Source organism: Pedococcus bigeumensis, from assembly GCF_006438965.1.
GTDB lineage: Bacteria > Actinomycetota > Actinomycetes > Actinomycetales > Dermatophilaceae > Pedococcus > Pedococcus bigeumensis_A.
The window spans coordinates 241,728-260,501 of the sequence record NZ_RCZM01000002.1 but is presented as its reverse complement, the minus strand read 5'-3'; the positions used below and the strand labels follow the sequence as shown (position 1 = coordinate 260,501).

The window sequence follows — 18,774 nt, the reverse complement described above, 5'->3', positions numbered from 1 at the left end:
CTCAGCGCACGTCGACCAGGTCGACCACGAAGATCAGGGTCTCACCGGGCTTGATCGCGCCGCCCGCACCGCGGTCGCCGTAGGCGAGGTGCGCGGGGATGACGAGCCGACGACGGCCGCCGACCTTCATGCCGACGATGCCCTCGTCCCAGCCACGGATGACCTGGCCGACGCCGAGGCGGAAGTCCAGCGGCGCGCCGCGGTTCCACGAGGCGTCGAACTCCTCGCCGGTGGAGTGGGCCACGCCGACGTAGTGGGCCGAGATGGTGTCACCGGCGCCGGCCTCCTGGCCGTCACCCTCGGTGAGGTCCTCGATGACGAGCTCGGTGGGGGCCGCGTCGCCGGGGAAGTCGATCTCGGGCTTGGTGGTGTTCGGGTCAAAACCCATGGGGCTGCTCCTTCGCAGAGGGATTCGGGGTGGGTGGTGCCGCCTGAGGGCGTGGGTCAGAAGGCGGCGAGGATGTCGACGACGAAGACGAGGGTGTCGGTGCCGCTGATCTTCGGCGGGCTGCCGCCGGCGCCGTAGCCGTCGGCCGGCGGGACCACGAGCAGGATGCGGCTGCCGACGGTCTTGCCGACGATCTGGTCGTCCCATGCCTTGATGACCTGCTGCTTGCCGATCACGGTCTCGAAGTACCTCTCGGGAGTCTTGGAGGAGCTGTCGAAGACCGAGCCGTCCTTGTAGAGGACACCGGTGTAGGAGACCCGGACGGTCTGGCCGGCAGCGACCTTGGCGCCGGCGCCTTCGATGAGCAGCTGGCCGACGGTCTTGGTCGGCGGCTTGACGCCCTTGGGGATCGTGATCGTGGCGGGCTTGTCGGCGCCCTCGACCTTGACGGTGGGCAGCCCGGCAGCGGGCTTGACCTCCTTGCCCTCGGCGGAGGCCAGCGGCTTCTGCGCCGACAGCACGTCCATCAGGAAGACGACGGTGTCGGTCGCGCCGACCTTGATGTCGGCGTTGCCCTGGGTGCCGAAGGCGTCCTTGGGCGGCATCGCCACGAGGACGCGTGAACCGATCTTCTGGTTCAGCAGGCCCTTCTTGAGGCCTGGCAGCAGGTTGGCCGCACCGAGGTTGAGGCCGAGGTCCTGCTTGCCGTAGTTGGTGTCCAGGACGGAGGAGTCCTTGCCGTTGAGCAGGACGTACTTGAGGCTGACGATCTCGTCGCCCTTGACCTGGGCGCCGCTGCCTGCCTTGACCACCTTGGTGGTCGTCTCGGTCACGGACAACGGCTTCGGGAGCACGGTCACGGTGGGGGCCGTGGTGTCGCTGCCGCCCGTCACCGTGATCTTGTCGAGCGCGGAGCCCTTGGCGTCCTTGGTGCCACCACAACCGGTGAGGACCAAGGCGGCAGCCAGAGCGGCTGCAGTGAGGGCAGGAAAACGACGCAGATGCACGATGGAGGACTTTCGCTGGGGGGCGGAACCAGCGACCACCATAACTGGCAAGGCTGGCAAAGCCCGATTCGCCTGGTATGCCGCCCACGCGGCATACCGGGTGGCTCACCCGCGCATGCCCTCGATCAGCCGGTCCACGCGCGCGTCGACGGCCGCAAACGGGTCCTTGCACAGGACGGTCCGCTGGGCCTGGTCGTTGAGCTTGAGGTGCACCCAGTCCACGGTGAAGTCGCGACGGTGCTCCTGGGCGGCCTTGATGAAGTCGCCCCGCAGCTTGGCCCGCGTGGTCTGTGGCGGCACGGTCTTGGCCTCGAACACCTCGGGATCCGTGGTGATCCGGGCCGCGCGACCGTGCTTCTGGAGCACGTAGAAGACGCCGCGTTCGCGGTTGACGTCGTGGTAGGCGAGGTCGAGCTGGGCGATCCGGGGGTGCTCCATGGGCAGGTCGTGCTTGGCCATGTAGCCGGCAATGAGCTTGTGCTTGATGACCCAGTCGATCTCGGTGTCGACCAGGGCGAGGTTGTCGGTGTCGACGGCCCGGATGGTCCGCTCCCACAGGTCGAGGACCTGCTTGTGGATCGGGTCCTCGAGACCCTCGCGGTCGGCGAAGGTCTGGGCCCGCTCGAGGTACTCGCTCTGGATCTGCAGCGCGGACAGCTCGCGCCCGTTGGAGAGCCGGACCGTCTTGCGACCGGTCATGTCGTGGCTCATCTCGCGAATCGCCCGGATCGGGTTCTCGAGGGTGAGGTCGCGCACCACCATCCCGGCCTCGATCATCCGCAGCACGAGGTCGGCGGACCCGACCTTGAGCATCGTGGTCGTCTCGCTCATGTTGGAGTCGCCGACGATGACGTGCAGGCGGCGGTAGCGCTCGGCGTCGGCGTGCGGCTCGTCCCGGGTGTTGATGATGGGTCGGCTGCGGGTGGTCGCCGAGGACACGCCCTCCCAGATGTGGTCGGCCCGCTGGCTCACGCAGTAGGTCGCGCCCTTGGAGGTCGTGACCACCTTGCCTGCTCCGCAGGTGATCTGGCGGCTCACGAGGAACGGGATGAGCACGTCGGAGAGCTGCTGGAACTCCCCTGCCCGCCCCACGCAGTAGTTCTCGTGGCAGCCGTAGGAGTTGCCCGCCGAGTCGGTGTTGTTCTTGAAGACGTAGATCTCGCCCTCGATGCCCTCTTCGGCCAGCCGCTCCTGGGCGTCGGCGACCAGGCCCTCGATGATCCGCTCCCCCGCCTTGTCGTGGACCACGAGCTGTCGGACGTGGTCGCACTCGGGGGTGGCGTACTCGGGGTGCGAGCCCACGTCGAGGTAGAGCCGGCTGCCGTTGGAGAGGAAGACGTTGGACGAGCGCCCCCACGACACGACCTTGCGGAACAGGTAGCGCGCCACCTCGTCGGGAGTGAGGCGGCGCTGACCCTCGAACGTGCACGTGATGCCGTACTCGTTCTCGATCCCGAAGATCCGCCGGTCCATGCCCACACTCTAGGCTTCCGGGGTCTCGGGCTGCGGCTCACGCCACGCGTGGGAAGATGGGCACATGCCCGACGCCCAAGCAGCGGACGCGGGGACCCGTGTCGCCGGTAGCTCCACCACCCAGGTGGGCGACCTGACGCGGCACACCCAGTCCATCCTCGAACGTGCCCAGGCCTATGCCGACGCCATGCGAGCCGAGACCGACCAGGTCCTGGCCACTGCGCGCGCGGAGGCGGCTCGCATCCGCGAGGAGGTGCAGGGGCTGCTCCACGATGCCGAGCGCCAGCACGCAGATGCCGTCCGCGACCGCGACCAGGCCGGTCGCGCGCTGGCCGACGCCACCCGCGAGGCGGAGTCGCTGGTCGAGGATGCCACCGAGCAGGCGTCCATGCTCACGCAGTCGGCGAGCCGTACCAGCGAGGAGGCGGTTACCTCCGCACGGGCAGAGGCAGAGGCCCTGCTCGACGGTGCGCACGCCCGCGCCGAGGCCCTGCAGGCCAGCGCCCAGACCGACTACGACACGGCCATGCAGCGGTATGCCGCGCACGAGGGCGAGCGCGACGCCGCCTTCGCTGCGGGTGTCGAGAAGATGGATGCCCACTTCGCCGACCGCGACGAGCAGGAGAAGGCCGCTCGCGCGGCCCTGCTCGAGGAGGCCACCGCGACTGCGGCGAAGCTCCGCGAGGACGCGCAGGTCGAGGCCGAGCGCACCATGGGCGCCGCCGCCCTGCACCAGCAGGAGACGACTGCCCAGGCCACCGCCTTGGTGGAGCAGGCGAGGGCGGACGCCCAGGAGCGGGTGGACCGCGCCCACACCGAGGCCGGCGAGATCATGACCCAGGCAGAGGACCACCTCAAGTGGGGTCAGGACACCGTCCGCCGGATCCTCGACGAGGGTGATGCCGAGGTGAGCCGGATGCGCAAGGAGACCCACCGCGAGCTCGCGGCGCGGATGCGCTCCCGCCGTCAGCTGATCCAGACCGCCCTGGCCCAGACCGCCCACCGAGCCCGGTCCGAACGCGAGTCGGCTCGACTGGAGTCCGAGAGCCTGCGCGCCCAGGCCGAGGCCGTGATGGCGGCGGCACAGTCCCAGGCCGAGCGCACCCTCGCGGCCGCAGCCGAGGAGTCGGAGCGGATCCGGTCGAGCGCTGCCGAGACCGAACGGGCGGCCGACGAGCGGGCGGCGCGACGGCTCGAGGAGGCCGACAAGGCGGCCCGCCTCGTCCGGGAACGCACCGCCCAGGAGATCGAACGACTCCAGCGGGAGACCCACGAGTCGCACCGCCTGGCCCGCGAGGAGCTCGTGACCACGACCGCCACCGCACGCGCCGATGCCGACCGGGTGCGTGAGGAAGCCCGGTCGATGCTCGAGCGGGCTCGGTCCGAGGTGGCGGCTCTCGCCTCGCGTCGGCAGGACATCACCACCCAGCTCGGCCACCTCTCCGGGGTGATCGACGCCCTTTCGGTGCCCTACCGGGCCGCTGCGCAGGACTCGCCCACCCCCGTCGACGGGTCCACCGACCCGCCCACCACAGACCCCTCAGCGGACTCCCCGACCACTGAGTCCGCCACCAGCACTGATCCTGACCCGTCCCCCCACCAAGAACGGACCGACCATGAGTGACACCAGCTCCTTCCGCAGCGTCCTGCGCGGCTACGACCCCGCCCAGGTCGACCAGTGGCGCGCCGAGCACGCCGGCGCCCTGGACCAGGCCCGGCAGGAGGCCGCCGAACGCACCGTCGAGGTCAGCGAGCTCCGGGCAGCCCTCGCCCGCACCCAGGAGGAGCAGGCCGGAACCGCGAAGACCCTGGCCAGCCTCAAGGACGAGCACAGCAAGGCCGCCGCCCCCACGTACGCCAACCTCGGCGAGCGGATCGGGAACATCCTCGGGCTCGCCGACGAGGAGGCCGCCGAGATCCGCAGCAATGCGCAGGCCGATGCCGACACCCTCAAGGGCACCACCACCCTGGAGGCGGACCGGGTCCGCGCCGAGGCAGACCGCTATGCGGAGGACATCCGGACCAAGGCCGATGCCCAGGCCACCCAGGTCGTGGAGAAGGCCAAGCAGCAGGCCGACGCCATCCTCGACGACGCCGACCGCGAGGCCTCTGCCCGCCGCGAGGAGGCCGAGGCGTTCTACGAGCACCAGCGGGCCCGGGCCGCCTCCGCCGCCGCGGACTTCGAGGCGACCCTCGGCCAGCGCCGCGACAAGGCTGCGGCCGAGTTCTCCGCGCAGATGGCAGCCCACGAGAATGCGCTCACCCAGGCGCAGGAACGCGCCGCGACCCTCTCCGCGGAGAGCGAGCGGGCCCACGCCGACTCCCACTCCGAGAGCCAGCGTGCGCTCGAGGCAGCCAAGGCCGAGGCCGAGCAGCTGGTCAGCGCAGCGAGGGAGCAGGCCGAGCGCATCCGTCGGGACTCCGAGCGCGAGCTCTCCGCGGCGACCGCACGACGCGACAGCATCACCGCGCAGCTGAGCAACGTCCGCCAGATGCTGCAGACCCTCGGCGGCGGCGCCATCGCTGAGGCCTTCGGCGACCACGACGCACCGGCTCCCCAGCCGGTTGCCGCTGCGGCGGACCAGGCTGCCGACCAGTCGACGGACGACGCCGAAGCGACCGACGAGGCCACCCTCGACCAGTCCGCAGCGGCCACCGACGAGGTGGGCGTCGTCGCTGAGTCCGAGGTGGACGACAGCGACGACGACACCGACGGCGAGACGGACGGCGAGACGGACGGCGAGACGGACGGCGAGACGGACGACGAGACGGACGAGGACGACGCGAAGGCCGAGCTCGGCGAGCGCGCAGCCACTCGCGCCTGAGTCGAACTCCATGTCGCTGCTCGTCCTCGGTGGTACCGCCTGGCTCGGGCGTCAAGTCGTGGCCGCTGCCCGCGCCCTCGGGCAGGACGTCACAGTCCTTGCCCGAGGGGAGTCCGGCGCGCCCCCGCGGGACGTGGAGGTGGTGCTGGCCGACCGTGGTGACCCCGCGGCATACGACGACGTCCGCGGTCGTGACTGGGACGTCGTCGTGGACGTCGCGCGCCAACCCAGCCACGTCACCAGCGCGGTCGAGGCGTTGGGTGCGCGTGCGGCTTCGTGGGTCTTCGTGTCCTCCGCGTCGGTCTATGCGACGGGCGACATCGAGGGGGCCGACGAGTCCGCCGAGCTGCTGCCCGCCCACGAGGCGGACGACGAGGGGTGGGAGACCTATGGCGGGCGCAAGGTGGCCAGTGAGCAGAGCATCCTCGACCACGTGGGTGACAAGGCCCTGGTGGCGCGGTCGGGACTGATCGCCGGCCCGGGCGACCACACGGATCGCACGGGGTACTGGCCCCTGAGGTTTGCCCACCCGGCAGACCCCGACGGGGCGGTCCTGGTGCCCGACAGCCCCGTGGCCACGCAGGTCCTCGACGTCCGCGACCTGGCCGACTGGCTGGTGCGGGCCGGACTCGGGCGGGCGACCGGGGTGGTCAACGCGAGTGGCCCGGTGCTGCCGCTCGGCGACCACCTTGCCGCCGCACGCGAGGTCGCGGGCCACGACGGCGAGGTCGTGCAGGTCGACCAGGACTGGCTTGCGGCTCACGAGGTGCAGCCCTGGTCCGGGAACCGGAGCCTGCCGCTGTGGTTGCCCCTGCCCGAGTATGCCGGGTTCATGGCGCGCAGCACCGCTGCTGCCGCTGCCCTGGGACTCACCAGCAGACCGATCGGCGAGACCCTCAGGGACACCTTGGCCTGGGAAGTGGCGGCCGGGCCCGGCCGCGCCCGCAAGGCGGGCCTCTCGCCGTCGGACGAGGTCGACCTCCTGGCCGACGCGCGCCAGTAGCCGCCTCGCAGTGGCCCGTCGGCACATTTCCCGCTGGGCGATGTGGGGACGGCGGCCATGTCAGACGCCCCAAGCCCTGCGTAGCGTCCTGTCCTGACCAAGCACGCGTGACGAGCCACGAGACAGGGGGCACCGTGCCGCAGCAGCTCACCGAACGGGTTCCCGTCGCCGGGGGCGACCTCGCGGTGCACGTCCTCGCCCAGGCTCCTGCTGACGCGCCCACCGTGGTCGCGCTGCACAGCATCTCCTCGAACGGTCTGGTCTGGGTGCCGGTGGGCCGCGCGCTGGCCGGGCGGGTCACCCTGCTCGCCCCCGACATGCGCGGCCGGGCCGAGAGCGCCTCGCTGCGCTCGACGGGACTGGCCGACCACGTCGCAGACACCGTGCGGGTGCTCGACCACTTCGGTCTCGAGTCCGCTGTCCTGGCCGGTCACGCGATGGGCGGCTTCGCCGCCGTACTGACCGCCGCCACCCACCCCGAGCGGGTCGGCTCGGTGGTCCTCGTCGACGGCGGTCTCGCCTTCCCCTCCCCCGGGACCTTCGACGTCGACGAGGTCCTGCACAGCATCATCGGGCCGGCGATGGATCGGCTCTCGATGACCTTCGACGACCAGGCGGCCTACCTGCGTCACTGGGCTGCCCACCCGGCCATGGGACCGCTCCTGGAGTCGCCTGCCGGTGGTGACCTCGCGGCATACCTGCTGCACGACCTGGCTGGGGTGGCCGGGCAGATGCGCTCGACCAGCTCGCTGGAGTGCGTTCGGGCCGACTGGGCCGACCTGATGAGCGATCCGGCGACCCTGAGCGCGATCCACACCCTCCAGTGCCGGGCCCACCTGTTCTGGGCGTCGCGGGGACCACTCGGCCAACCGCGGGGCCTGTACTCCCCCGAGCACATCGCCGAGGCCCGGCTTCCCGACGACATCGAGGTCACCAGGCTCGCCGGCGACCACTACGGCGTCCTGCTCGAACCGGCCGCCGTCGCAGCCGTCGCTGACGCTTTCGCCGGCCTCGCCGGCATACCAACATCCGGACAGGGCATCCACTCCTCGGTCAAGTAACGGCATGTTTGGTCTCGACAAACTTCGCGTTACCTTTGAGAGGACCGTCATGGCCACCCTGCGACTGGGCGACGACGCCCCCGACTTCACCGCCGACACCACCGAGGGCGAGCTGACCTTCCACGACTGGAAGGGTGACGGCTGGGCAGTGCTGTTCAGCCACCCGGCCGACTTCACCCCCGTGTGCACCACCGAGCTCGGCCGCGTCGCCCAGCTCAAGGACGAGTGGGCCGCCCGCAACACCAAGGTGCTCGCCGTGTCCGTCGACGCCCTCGAGGACCACACCGCCTGGAAGGCCGACATCGAGGAGCTGTCGGGTGCTGCCGTCGACTACCCGATCATCGCCGACAAGGACCGCCAGGTGGCCGAGCTGTACGACATGATCCACCCGGGCGCCGGCGACGCCTCCACCGTCCGCTCGGTCTTCCTCATCGACCCAGTGGGCAAGGTGCGCCTGTCGCTGACCTACCCGAAGAGCGCCGGCCGCAACTTCGACGAGATCCTGCGCGCGCTGGACGCCTTGCAGGTCAACGACTCCGGCCCGTTCTCGACGCCCGCCGACTGGAAGGCCGGTGAGCGCATCATCGTCGCCCCGACCGTCAGCACCGAGGACGCGCAGGCGCGGTTCAAGGGTGTCGAGGTCGTCAAGCCCTACCTGCGTTACGCCGAGGCACCCAGCGCCTGACGGCGCCCCCACGACCCGGTATGCGGCTTCGGTCCCCACTCTGGGGCCGACGCCGCCTACGTTGGGGGGATGACCACCGCGAGCGACCACACCAGCCACCCCGTCTCCGTCCTTGACGGCGAGGTGCCCGCCGACCTCTACCAGCCCGAGTCCGGATCAGGTCCGGGGGTCGTGCTGTTCCAGGAGATCTTCGGCGTCACCGACTACATCCGCAGCCGCGCCAGCGACCTCGCCGAGCTCGGCTACGTCGTCCTCGTCCCCCACCTGTACTGGCGGATCGGCGACGAGGTCGTCAGCGAGGCGGCCGATGGTCTCCCCAGGGCGATGGAGCTGCTTGGCAAGCTCGACTGGGAGGCCGCCGTCAGTGACGGTGCCGCCACCCTGGACGCGCTGCAGGACCACGCGGCAGTGGATGGACCCGTGGGCATGCTGGGCTTCTGCTTCGGGGGTGGCCTGGCGTTCAACGTCGCCGCCGTGACGGGAGCCGCGGGCGCGGGCCCCGACGCGTTGGTGAGCTACTACGGGTCCGCGCTGCCGAACCTGCTGGCCCTCGCCCCGCAGGTCAGTGCGCCGAGCCTGCACCACTTCGGGCTCTCGGACGACTACATCCCGGCCGACACGGTGCGCGAGATCGAAGCCGCTGTCACCGCGGACAACGACGACGTGACCTTCGTGACCTACGCCGGAGCAGGGCACGCCTTCGACAACCCCTCCCCGCTCTTCCACCACCAGGGCGCATCACAGGAGGCGTGGGCCACCACCACCGCCTGGCTCGGCGAGAAGCTTCCCGTCTGAGGAGGGTTACTCCGGTCCCTGTTCCGGACGCTGGGTCTGCGGGTTGCTGGACTCGTCGCGCGGCGACCCCTCGCCCGTCAGGGTGTCGTGGCGCCCCGGGGTGGGGTCGTCCTCGGCGGGGGCGTCACTCGTCGGGTCCTCGGTGCTGAGCAGCGCGTCGAGCAGTCCCCCACCGATCCGGCGGAAGGTCCGGCGTGGCCGCTCCCGGTCGAGGACCGCCACCTCCAGCTGGGCCGCCGTGAGGGTCCGTGTCGTGCCACCAGCCGGTCCCGGGGCCGGGTCCTGACCGAGCAGCTCGACCGCCAGGCTCAGGGCGTCCCCGAGCGACAGTCCCGGGCTCCAGCGGTCCTTCAGGGCGGTCTCGATGGGTTCGGCTGCGCCACCCATGGCGACGAAACCGAGCTCGTCGGCCACCGAGCCGTCGTAGGTCAGCCGGTAGATCTGGTCGTCCTCCGCGGTGGCGCCCACCTCGGCGACGACGATCTCCACCTCGTAGGGCTTGGACTCCTGGGTGAACACCGTCCCCAGGGTCTGCGCGTACGCGTTGGCCAGACCGCGAGCAGTGACGTCGGTGCGGTCGTAGGAGTAGCCGCGCAGGTCGGCATACCGGACACCGGCGACGCGGAGGTTCTCGAACTCGTTGTACTTGCCGACGGCCGCGAAGGCGATCCGGTCGTAGATCTCGGACACCTTGTGCAAGGCCCGTGACGGGTTCTCCGCGACGAACACGATCCCCTTGTCGTAGCCCAGCACGACCACCGACCGACCACGCGCAATTCCCTTGCGGGCGTAGTCAGCCCGGTCCTTCATGAGCTGTTCGGGCGAGACGTAGAACGGCATGCTGCTCATCGGGCACCTCCCGGGTTGCCCTGGCGGGCGGCGATGACGGCCTCGACCACCATGCGCAGCTCGTCGTCACCGACGAAGCGCACGCCCTCGGGTCCGACGACGGCGACGGTCGGCCAGATCCGGCGGCCGACATCGGGTCCACCGGTGGCGGAGTCGTCGTCGGCTGCGTCGTAGAGCGCCTCGACGACGACACTCACGACCTCCTCGGCCGACAGGCCGGGGTGCCAGACCTTCTTCAGCGCACCGCGCGCGAACAGCGAACCCGAGCCGACACTGTGGTGGTCGTGCTCCTCGTAGCAGCCGCCGGTCACGTCGTAGGAGAAGATCCGGCCGAGCTGGCGGTCGAGGTCGTAGCCGGCGAACAACGGCACGACCGACAGGCCCTGCATCGCCATGCCGAGGTTGGACCGGATCATCGAGGCGAGCCGGTTTGCCTTGCCCTCCAACGAGAGCAGCGTGCCCTCGATCTTCTCGTAGTGCTCGAGCTCGACCTGGAAGAGCTTGACCAGCTCGATGGCGATCCCCGCCGTGCCGGCGATGCCGACGGCGGAGTACTCGTCACCGGCGAAGACCTTCTCCATGTCGCGGTTGGCGATGAGGTTGCCCATCGTCGCCCGGCGGTCGCCTGCCATCACCACGCCCCCGGCGAAGGTCGCCGTGACGATGGTGGTGCCGTGCGGCGCCTCGAGCATGTTGCCCGGGGGCAGCACCCGTCGCGAGGGCAGCAGCTGGGGGGCGTGGACGCCGACGAACTCGGTGAACGACGACGACCCTGCCGAGAGGTATGCCGCGGGGAGCTTCCCCGCGTCGGCGCCAGTGGTCACTGGCCGCCCTTCTGGACGAAGCCGCGGACGAACTCCTCCGCGTTGGACTCGAGGACGCCGTCGATCTCGTCGAGGACGCTGTCGATGTCCGAGTCGAGGTTCTCCTTGCGGGCCGTGGCTTCCGGCGCTGCGGGGGTGGGCTCGGGCGCCTCGTCGGGGGCGTCGTCGCGCCGCTGTGGCCGGCTCTGCTCTTGGCTGGGCATGGTGTGACCTCTCGCTCGCGGTGCTTGTGATCAACCTATCCCGATGCGGAGGCCAACTCACGCAACAGGGTGGCGGCGTCCGGACTGCGGTCGAACAAGGCCCCGACGGCGGCCTTGGTGCCCCGGAGCGGCTCGAGCATCGGGACTCGCTGCAGGGACGTCTGGCCGGGGATGTCGAAGATGACCGAGTCCCAGGACGCGGCCGCGATCTGGTCGGGGTACTTCTCCAGGCACTTGCCCCGGAAGTAGGCCCTCGTGTCGTGCGGCGGTTCGTGCACGGCCTCCATGACGGCGCTCTCCGTCACCAGCTCCTCGAACCGTCCGGCCGCCCGCAGCTTGTGGAAGATCCCCTTGTCGGGACGCACGTCGGACCACTGGATGTCGATGGCCCGCAACCGGGAGTCGGTCCAGTCGAGGCCGTCGCGGTCGATGTAGCCCTGCAGCACCTGTTGCTTGGCCACCCAGTCGAGCTCCCGCGACGCCTCGCGTGGGTCACGCTCGAGCCGGTCGAGGACGATCGCCCACCACCGCATCACCTCGTCGGTGTCGCTGTCGAGCTCGCCGGCATACCTGCTCTTGAGGTAGCGCTCCGCGAGGGCGTGGTAGCGCCAGAGCAGCTGCACCGCCGTGAGCTTGGTGCCGTCGCGCAGCTCGATGAGCGAGGTGCAGGTCGGGTCGTGGCTGACCGCCTGGAGGGTCGCCACGGGCCGGGCCACGGTGAGGTCGACGTCGATCGCGCGGTCCTCGATCATGGCCAGCACGAGCGAGGTGGTGCCCAGCTTGAGCAGGTTGGCGACGTCGCAGTGGTTGGCGTCGCCGATGATGACGTGCAGCCGCCGGTAGAGGTCGGCCACGGCGTGCGGCTCGTCACGGGTGTTGATGATCGGCCGCTTCAGGGTCGTCTCCAACCCGACCTCGACCTCGAAGAAGTCGCTGCGCTGGCTGAGCTGGTACCCGGCGGTCCGCGAGTCCATGCCGATCCCCACCCGGCCGGACCCGGTGACGACCTGGCGCGCGACGAAGAACGGCACGAGGTGGCGCACGATGTCGGTGAACGGTGTCTCGCGGCGCATCAGGTAGTTCTCGTGGGTGCCGTAGGACTGGCCCTTGCCGTCGGTGTTGTTCTTGTAGAGGTTCACGCCGGGCGGGACCTGCGAGAGCCTCCGCACCGACTCGGCCATGATCGCCTCGCCGGCCCGGTCGAAGGCCACGGCTGCACGGGGTGAGGTCACCTCGGGTGAGGAGTACTCCGGGTGCGCGTGGTCGACATAGAGCCGGGCGCCGTTGGTCAGCACCACGTTGGCGAGGGTGGGGTCCTCCTCGTCGGTGAGCTGGCTCGCATCGGCAGCGCCGCGGCCCATCTCAAAGCCACGGGCGTCCCGCAGCGGCGCCTCGTCGGCGTAGTCCCACGACGCGTGGGCGGCCCTGATCCCCTGCGCGGACGCGTAGGCGTTGACCACCTGTCCGGACAGGATCATCGGGTTGGCGGCCGGGTCCCCGGGCACCGAGATGCCGTACTCCGTCTCGATCCCCATCACCCTGCGGACCGTCATGCGTGACTCACGCTCATGGGACTCACCCTAGGCGGTGCCCATGGTGGAAGAGTGGCGCACCATGCGGCACTCCCCCTTCGCGATGTACCCCCAGACAGCCCTGGTGACCGCCGTGCTCGACAACTGGCTGCGCCCGGCCGTCGAGAGCCGCACGGTCGAGCAGATCCAGGCCGGCCGCGGGATGACCTACCCGGACCGACCGCCGTTCTCGTGGGTCGCCGGCCCCGTGGACCGGTCGGTGGGGATCACCTACGGCACGGCTCGGGCCAGGGACGGCTACGAGATCCCGTTGCGGATCTACCGGCCCCGGTCGGTGCGCGACACCGACACCGACGTGCCCGTCATCGTCTTCCTCCACGGCGGCGGCTTCGTCCAGGGCAACGTCGTCATGTTCGACCCGCTCTGCTCCCACGTGGCCGCGCAGGTACGCGCCGTGGTCGTGTCGGTCGACTACCGGCTGGCTCCCGAGCACCGAGCCCCCACCGCGGCTCAGGACTGCGTCGACGCCACGGCGTGGGTCGCGGGGCGGGGCAGCGTCCTCCGGGCGGACACCAGCCGGATCGCCGTCTGCGGCGACAGCGCCGGAGGCACCCTCGCCGCGGTCACGGCGCAGCAGCTGCGCGACCGGGGCGACTCCCCCATCCGTCACCAGGCGCTGCTGTACCCCGCCACGGACATGACCCTGGCCTCGGCGTCCATCGACCTGCATGCCGACGCCCCGATGCTGACCCGTAAGAGCATCGTGGTCTTCCGCGAGCACTACGCCCCGACCGGCTCGGACTGGCGAGACCCCGTCGTCTCGCCGCTGTTCGGCAACCTGGAGGGCCTGCCGCCGGCATTGGTCCAGACCGCCGACCTGGATCCACTGCGCGACGACGGCCTTCGCTACGCCGCGGCGCTTCGGGCTGCCGGTGTCGAGGTCAGGGCCACCAACTACGTCCGGGTCCCCCACGGCTTTGCGTCGATACCGGGCGCCGTTCCGGTCGCGGCCCAGCACCGCGCCGAGCTCGTGTCCGAGCTTCGGTCCCACCTGTATGCCGCCGGCGCGCCACAGGGCGGTCCGGCGGGTTAGGCTCGTTGCAGACCGTCTGCCGGACACCCATCCACCAGGAGTGCCATTGCGGGACATCGTGGTCTTCAGCGGGAGCGCGCACCGCGCGCTGGCCCAACGCATCTGCGACGCACTCGGCGTGGACCTGTCGCCCGCCGAGATCAAGCGGTTCAGCAACGACTGCCTGCAGGCCCAGCTGCTCGCCAACTGCCGTCAGCGCGACGTCTACATCGTGCAGCCGCTCGTGCCCCCGACGCAGGAGCACCTGATGGAGCTGCTCCTCATGATCGACGCCGCCCGGGGCGCGTCGGCAGCCCAGATCACCGCAGTCATCCCCCACTACGCCTACGCCCGCTCCGACAAGAAGGACGCGTCCCGGATCTCGCTCGGCGGTCGGCTGGTCGCCGACATGCTCGTGGCGGCCGGCGTGGACCGGGTCCTCACGATGACCCTGCACGCGCCGCAGGTCCATGGGTTCTTCTCGGTCCCGGTGGACCACCTCACCGCCATCGGCGTGCTGGCCGACCACTTCCGTGGGACCGACCTCGAGAACTCAGTCGTCGTCTCCCCCGACCTGGGCAACGCCAAGACGGCCACCCAGTTCGCGCGGTTGCTGGGGCTGCCTGTTGCCGCCGGGTCGAAACAACGCCTCGCCGACGACCGGGTCATCATCGACTCCATCGTGGGTGACGTCACCGGCAAGCGGGCGATCATCCTCGACGACGAGATCGCGACCGGTGGGTCCATCGTCGAGCTGCTGGACCGGTTGGCCGACCTCGGGTGCCCACGGGCCGACGTCGCCTGCACCCACGGCCTGTTCGCCGGCAAGGCGGTGGAGCGCCTCCGCGACCACCCCATGATCGGCGAGGTCATCACCACGGACACGGTCCCCGCCCCGGGTCGCTGGCCCGAGCTGAAGGTCCGCTCCGTGTCGCAGCTCTTCGCCGAGGCCATCAAGCGGATCCACGCGGGCGAGTCGGTGAGCAGCCTGTTCGACGGTGTCGACCCGACCCACGCGCCGCCGCAGGCCTCGCTGTTCGACAAGGTCCACGCTTGAGGCCTGGGTGAGACCCCTGCGCGCAGCGGGGCTCGCCCTCGTCGCCGACCTGGCCTTCGTCGTGCTCTTCGCCACCATCGGGCGGATCAGCCACACGGAGGGAGTCACCCTCGGTGGTGTCCTCGGCGTGGCCTGGCCGTTCGTCGTGGCGCTGCTGGTCGGGTGGGAGGTCGCTCGACTGCGCACCGGATGGCCGGTGCGGATGCCCGGGTCCAGCACCGTCTGGCTGGTGACCGTCGTCCTTGGCCTGCTCCTCCGGGTGGCAACCGGCGGCGGCTTCGCCTGGAGCTTCGGCGTGGTCACCCTGCTCGCCCTGGGCCTGTTCCTCCTCGGCTGGCGGTGCGCGGCCGAGGTCCTCCGGTTCGCCGTCGGGGGTCTGGGTCGCTGGGCCGACAGGGCCGCAGCGCGACGCTGAGCCACCTGTCTCGCGGCTGTGCGGACCATTTGAGTTTGGTAAGCCTTACCTAATACGATCCCGGAGTGCCCGTTCGACCGCTGTCCTCCCCCACCCGCCGCCGCGTCGGCTTCGTCGCCACCCTCGCCGACCGGGGCCAGGACATCGCCGTCCACACCGGCGACACGTGCCTCACGTATGCCGCGCTCGCCGACCGGGTGGTTGCCGCCGGCATCGCCCTGGGCACCGGACGACGCCTGGTCCTCATCGCCGCCGAGAACTCGCTGGACGCCCTGGTCACCTACCTCGGCGCGCTGCACGCCGGCCACGTCCCGCTGCTGGCTCCCGGGGACCGGCTGCAGCACCTCGACGGCCTGATCGACGCCTACGACCCGGATGTCGTCGCCGGCCGCGGGGACTCGGGCTGGCAGGTGACCGCGCGCCGAACCGTCGCCGCCCACGACCTGCACGTCGACCTGGCCCTGCTGCTCACCACCAGCGGGTCGACAGGGTCGCCCAAGGTGGTCCGCCTCTCGCACGACAACCTCGACAGCAACGCCGCTGCCATCGCCGAGTCGCTCGGCGTGCGTCGGACCGACCGGGCCATCACGAGCCTGCCGCTGCACTACTGCTACGGCCTGTCCGTGGTGCACAGCCACCTCAGCGCCGGTGCGGCAGTGGTGCTGACCGACCTCTCGGTCGTCGACCCCTGCTTCTGGACCCTGTTCGACGAGGTCGGGGCGACCACCCTGGCCGGCGTCCCCCACAGCTTCGACCTGCTCGACCGCAGTGGCTTCACCCAGCGGACGCACCCGTCCCTGCGCGTAGTCACCCAGGCCGGCGGCCGGCTGGCTCCAGACACGGTGCAGCGCTATGCGGCGCTCGGCCGCGGGCACGGCTGGGACCTGTTCGTCATGTACGGGCAGACCGAGGCGACCGCCCGGATGGCCGTCCTACCTCCTGACCTCCTCTCGGCCCGCCCGGAGTCGGTCGGTCGGCCGGTACCCGGCGGCTCGTTCCGGCTGGACCTGTTGAGCGAGATCGACTGTGGCCTGGGCGAGCTCGTCTACTCCGGTCCCAACGTCATGCTCGGCTATGCCGAGTCCGGACTCGACCTCGCGCGAGGCCGCGAGGTGCACGAGCTGCGGACAGGTGACCTCGCCCGCCTCGGCCCCGACGGCCTCGTCGAGATCGTCGGGCGCCGCAGCCGGTTCGCCAAGGTCGTGGGGCTGCGCATCGACCTCGACCAGGTCGAACGAGACCTGGCGGCCACCGGCCACGAGACGCACTGCGTCGACCTCGGTGACGCCATCGGCGTCCTGGTCGCGGCACCCGGCAGCGGCGCCGACGTGACGCAGACCGTGACCCGGCGGCACGGCATACCTGCGTCGGGGGTGGTGGTGCTCGACGGCTCGGAGGCGCCGCGGCTGGCGACCGGCAAGCCCGACTACCCCGGCATGGCGGAGCTGATCGGTGCGCACCGCGCACAGGCCGCACAGGCCGCACAGTCTGCCGCTGCGGGCGCTTTGCAGCGCCAGACAGGGGACCTGACCGAGGACGTGGTGACGCTCTACCGGTCCCTGCTGTCGGCACCACAGGCCGACCAGACAACGAGCTTCGTTGACCTCGGCGGCGACTCGCTGTCCTATGTCGAGGTGTCGCTGCGCCTGGAAGGCCTGCTCGACGCGCTGCCCCACGGCTGGCACCTCCTCGCGCCCAGCGAGCTGGGTGCGGCTGCTTCGGCTCCCGGTGCCGTGCGCACCCGACGGCGGCTGCACACCGTCGACACGACGGTGCTGGTCCGCGCAATGGCCATCCTGCTCATCCTGGCCAACCACACCCACCTGTCTTTCGTGCCGGGAGGAGCCCACACCCTGTTGGCCCTTGTCGGCTACAACGTGGCGCGGTTCCAGCTCACCTCACGCCCCCGGCGGGAGCGGGTCCGCGGGATCGGGCGCAGCGTGGCTCGCGTCGTGCTGCCCAGCGCGGCGTGGATCGGGGCAGTGGCCCTCGTGGCCGGCACCTACGACTGGCGCAACGTGCTGATGGTCAACCAGGTGCTCGGCGACTGGGCCCAGTGGTCGCCCCACTGGCACTACTGGTTCATCGAGGCGATCACGTCACTGCTGCTCGGGACCGCGCTGCTGATGGCGATTCCGGCCGTGGACCGCTGGGAGCGGCGGTGGCCGTTCGCCTTCCCCCTCGCCCTCGTGGGCGTGGGCCTGCTGACGAGGTATGGCGTGCTCGTCCCCGACGCGGGGCCGTACCGGGGCGCCAACGCCTACGTGCTGATCTGGCTGTTCGCGACCGGCTGGGCGGCGGCGCGGGCGACCACGACGCGGCAGCGGCTGCTCGTGTCGGCAATCCCGGTGCTCACCGTGCCGGGGTTCTGGCCCAGCATGCCCGGCCGTGAGGTGACCATCGTCGTGGGGCTGCTCGCGCTCATCTGGTTCCCGACCGCCAGGGTCCCCGGCTGGGTCGGCCGGGCAGCCTCGCAGATCGCCACGGCGTCGCTGTTCGTCTACCTGACCCACTTCGTGGTCTACCCGCGGATCATGGGCTACAGCTCGCTGCTGGCGATGGCCTGCTGCCTCGTCGTCGGAATCGCCTACTGCCGGTTGTGGACCGGGCTCGAAGCGACCGTGCGACGGGTGTTCAGGGCTCTGGTGGCCCGCCGGGACCTCAGGACTCAGGTGACCAGCCGGGTGGTGCGAACACGTACCCCAGCCGGTCCCGCCACCGACGCGCCGCTCTGACCTCGCGGACCATCTGGGCGAACTCGGCGTACTGCAGCCGGAACGGGTTGAACGTGGTGACCGGGTGGGTCAGGCCGTACCTCGGGCGCTGCTGCTCCTCGCGGAAGGTGCCGAACAGCCGGTCCCAGACGATGAGGATCCCGCCGTAGTTGCGGTCGAGGTACTCGGCGTCGCTGGCGTGGTGGACGCGGTGGTGCGACGGGGTGTTGAAGACCAGCTCGATCGGCCGCCACAGCTTGGGGATCGTCTCGGTGTGCACCCAGAACTGGTAGACGAGGTTGAGCGAGAAGACGAAGAAGATCATCCACGGCGGGATCCCCAGGAGCGGCAGCGGGACCCAGAACAGCAGCTCACCCCACGGGTTCCACTTCTGCCGCAATGCGGTCGTGTAGTTGAAGTGCACGCTGCTGTGGTGCGCCTGGTGCATCGCCCACAGCACCCGGATCCGGTGGCTGCTGCGGTGGTAGGAGTACCACAGCAGGTCGACGAGGAGCAGCGCGACGACCCAGGTCCACCAGCCGTGCGGGTCGAGCCGCAGCGGCGTCACGGCATACAACACGGTGTAGCCGAGCAGGGCGGCGGCGCGGGCTCCTCCGTTGATGACGACGGACCCCAGGCCCATCGACAGGCTGGCGCGGGAGTCCTTCCCGGCGTAGCCCATCAGCGGAGCGTTGGGCCCGTCCCGCTCACCGTCGTCGAGGACCTTGAGGGCGACGAGCTCGAGGACGATGAAGAGCACGAAGAACGGCACGGCGAGCAGTGAGGGGTCCCGCAGCAGGTGATCCACGAGGCTAAGTTACCGAGAGTAAGTTAGCCTCGTCCAGCCTTTGCGTCGCGCGTCACCCGTCCG

At 70.7% G+C, this 18,774-nt stretch carries 18 protein-coding genes; 10 read left to right on the top strand and 8 right to left on the bottom strand.

Going from position 1 to position 18,774, the window contains the following annotated elements; translation table 11 throughout:
• Window position 1: 1 nt before the first annotated feature.
• The 3 genes from EAH86_RS06115 to pafA form a co-directional block, all read right to left on the bottom strand.
• Entirely contained in the window at window positions 2–388 is a 387-nt protein-coding gene (locus EAH86_RS06115; RefSeq protein ID WP_140737758.1) for an FKBP-type peptidyl-prolyl cis-trans isomerase, read from the bottom strand.
• A 56-nt stretch (window positions 389–444) separates the two neighbouring features.
• Window positions 445–1,395, bottom strand: coding sequence for an FKBP-type peptidyl-prolyl cis-trans isomerase (locus EAH86_RS06110; RefSeq protein WP_161988578.1), 951 nt, complete (start codon window positions 1,393–1,395; stop codon window positions 445–447).
• A 105-nt stretch (window positions 1,396–1,500) separates the two neighbouring features.
• Window positions 1,501–2,868 (bottom strand): Pup--protein ligase, encoded by a 1,368-nt coding sequence (gene pafA, locus EAH86_RS06105; RefSeq protein ID WP_140737756.1) that lies wholly within the window; start codon window positions 2,866–2,868, stop codon window positions 1,501–1,503.
• A 64-nt stretch (window positions 2,869–2,932) separates the two neighbouring features.
• Between pafA and EAH86_RS06100 the strand changes: the two genes are divergently transcribed.
• The 6 genes from EAH86_RS06100 (at window position 2,933) to EAH86_RS06080 (ending at window position 9,237) form a co-directional block, all read left to right on the top strand.
• Complete coding sequence (locus EAH86_RS06100) at window positions 2,933–4,492, top strand: hypothetical protein (RefSeq protein ID WP_140737755.1); 1,560 nt, start codon at window positions 2,933–2,935, stop codon at window positions 4,490–4,492.
• On the top strand, window positions 4,485–5,693 hold the full coding sequence (locus tag EAH86_RS20420) for a hypothetical protein (RefSeq protein ID WP_170212773.1): 1,209 nt from the start codon (window positions 4,485–4,487) through the stop codon (window positions 5,691–5,693). Before EAH86_RS06100 ends, EAH86_RS20420 begins: the two co-directional genes overlap by 8 nt.
• 10 nt (window positions 5,694–5,703) lie before the next feature.
• Entirely contained in the window at window positions 5,704–6,696 is a 993-nt protein-coding gene (locus EAH86_RS06095; RefSeq protein WP_140737754.1) for an NAD-dependent epimerase/dehydratase family protein, read from the top strand.
• Between the two features lie 107 nt (window positions 6,697–6,803).
• Window positions 6,804–7,757, top strand: a complete 954-nt coding sequence (locus EAH86_RS06090; protein ID WP_140737753.1) for an alpha/beta hydrolase — start codon at window positions 6,804–6,806, stop codon at window positions 7,755–7,757.
• A gap of 49 nt (window positions 7,758–7,806) precedes the next feature.
• Complete coding sequence (locus tag EAH86_RS06085) at window positions 7,807–8,442, top strand: peroxiredoxin (protein ID WP_140737752.1); 636 nt, start codon at window positions 7,807–7,809, stop codon at window positions 8,440–8,442.
• 69 nt (window positions 8,443–8,511) lie between these two features.
• Entirely contained in the window at window positions 8,512–9,237 is a 726-nt protein-coding gene (locus tag EAH86_RS06080) for a dienelactone hydrolase family protein (RefSeq protein ID WP_140737751.1), read from the top strand.
• 6 nt (window positions 9,238–9,243) lie between these two features.
• Here EAH86_RS06080 and prcA read toward each other — a convergent pair whose 3' ends face one another.
• Genes prcA through dop form a run of 4 tightly spaced genes read right to left on the bottom strand, consistent with a single transcriptional unit; the run spans window position 9,244 to window position 12,666 of the window.
• Complete coding sequence (gene prcA, locus EAH86_RS06075) at window positions 9,244–10,086, bottom strand: proteasome subunit alpha (RefSeq protein WP_140737750.1); 843 nt, start codon at window positions 10,084–10,086, stop codon at window positions 9,244–9,246.
• Window positions 10,083–10,910, bottom strand: a complete 828-nt coding sequence (gene prcB, locus EAH86_RS06070; RefSeq protein WP_140737749.1) for a proteasome subunit beta — start codon at window positions 10,908–10,910, stop codon at window positions 10,083–10,085. The genes prcA and prcB overlap by 4 nt, the downstream gene beginning before the upstream one ends.
• On the bottom strand, window positions 10,907–11,113 hold the full coding sequence (locus EAH86_RS06065) for a ubiquitin-like protein Pup (protein WP_056914404.1): 207 nt from the start codon (window positions 11,111–11,113) through the stop codon (window positions 10,907–10,909). Before EAH86_RS06065 ends, prcB begins: the two co-directional genes overlap by 4 nt.
• Before the next feature lie 35 nt (window positions 11,114–11,148).
• Complete coding sequence (gene dop, locus EAH86_RS06060; protein ID WP_140737748.1) at window positions 11,149–12,666, bottom strand: depupylase/deamidase Dop; 1,518 nt, start codon at window positions 12,664–12,666, stop codon at window positions 11,149–11,151.
• Window positions 12,667–12,706: 40 nt separating this feature from the next.
• Between dop and EAH86_RS06055 the strand changes: the two genes are divergently transcribed.
• The 4 genes from EAH86_RS06055 to EAH86_RS06040 all read left to right on the top strand — a co-directional run bounded on the left by EAH86_RS06055 (window position 12,707) and on the right by EAH86_RS06040 (window position 17,924).
• Window positions 12,707–13,738: an alpha/beta hydrolase gene (locus tag EAH86_RS06055; RefSeq protein ID WP_241668228.1), complete on the top strand. Its 1,032-nt coding sequence runs from the start codon at window positions 12,707–12,709 to the stop codon at window positions 13,736–13,738.
• 46 nt (window positions 13,739–13,784) lie between these two features.
• The gene (locus EAH86_RS06050; protein ID WP_140737747.1) at window positions 13,785–14,774 is read left to right on the top strand and encodes a ribose-phosphate diphosphokinase; all 990 of its coding nucleotides are present in this window, start codon (window positions 13,785–13,787) and stop codon (window positions 14,772–14,774) included.
• 7 nt (window positions 14,775–14,781) lie between these two features.
• The gene (locus tag EAH86_RS06045) at window positions 14,782–15,189 is read left to right on the top strand and encodes a DUF3054 domain-containing protein (protein ID WP_140737746.1); all 408 of its coding nucleotides are present in this window, start codon (window positions 14,782–14,784) and stop codon (window positions 15,187–15,189) included.
• 65 nt (window positions 15,190–15,254) lie between these two features.
• On the top strand, window positions 15,255–17,924 hold the full coding sequence (locus EAH86_RS06040; protein WP_206665750.1) for an AMP-binding protein: 2,670 nt from the start codon (window positions 15,255–15,257) through the stop codon (window positions 17,922–17,924).
• Here EAH86_RS06040 and EAH86_RS06035 read toward each other — a convergent pair.
• The gene (locus EAH86_RS06035; RefSeq protein WP_194150745.1) at window positions 17,851–18,711 is read right to left on the bottom strand and encodes a sterol desaturase family protein; all 861 of its coding nucleotides are present in this window, start codon (window positions 18,709–18,711) and stop codon (window positions 17,851–17,853) included. The two genes, EAH86_RS06040 and EAH86_RS06035, sit on opposite strands and share 74 nt — an antisense overlap.
• Window positions 18,712–18,774 lie beyond the last annotated feature (63 nt).

Coding starts and splice junctions, on each gene's coding strand:
- dop (WP_140737748.1), bottom strand. CDS start 12,666: ATGACGGTCCGCAGGGTGATGGGGATCGAGACGGAGTACGGCATCTCG.
- EAH86_RS06095 (WP_140737754.1), top strand. CDS start 5,704: ATGTCGCTGCTCGTCCTCGGTGGTACCGCCTGGCTCGGGCGTCAAGTC.
- pafA (WP_140737756.1), bottom strand. CDS start 2,868: ATGGACCGGCGGATCTTCGGGATCGAGAACGAGTACGGCATCACGTGC.
- EAH86_RS06080 (WP_140737751.1), top strand. CDS start 8,512: ATGACCACCGCGAGCGACCACACCAGCCACCCCGTCTCCGTCCTTGAC.
- EAH86_RS20420 (WP_170212773.1), top strand. CDS start 4,485: ATGAGTGACACCAGCTCCTTCCGCAGCGTCCTGCGCGGCTACGACCCC.
- EAH86_RS06085 (WP_140737752.1), top strand. CDS start 7,807: ATGGCCACCCTGCGACTGGGCGACGACGCCCCCGACTTCACCGCCGAC.
- prcA (WP_140737750.1), bottom strand. CDS start 10,086: ATGAGCAGCATGCCGTTCTACGTCTCGCCCGAACAGCTCATGAAGGAC.
- EAH86_RS06055 (WP_241668228.1), top strand. CDS start 12,707: ATGGTGGAAGAGTGGCGCACCATGCGGCACTCCCCCTTCGCGATGTAC.
- EAH86_RS06065 (WP_056914404.1), bottom strand. CDS start 11,113: ATGCCCAGCCAAGAGCAGAGCCGGCCACAGCGGCGCGACGACGCCCCC.
- EAH86_RS06100 (WP_140737755.1), top strand. CDS start 2,933: ATGCCCGACGCCCAAGCAGCGGACGCGGGGACCCGTGTCGCCGGTAGC.
- EAH86_RS06115 (WP_140737758.1), bottom strand. CDS start 388: ATGGGTTTTGACCCGAACACCACCAAGCCCGAGATCGACTTCCCCGGC.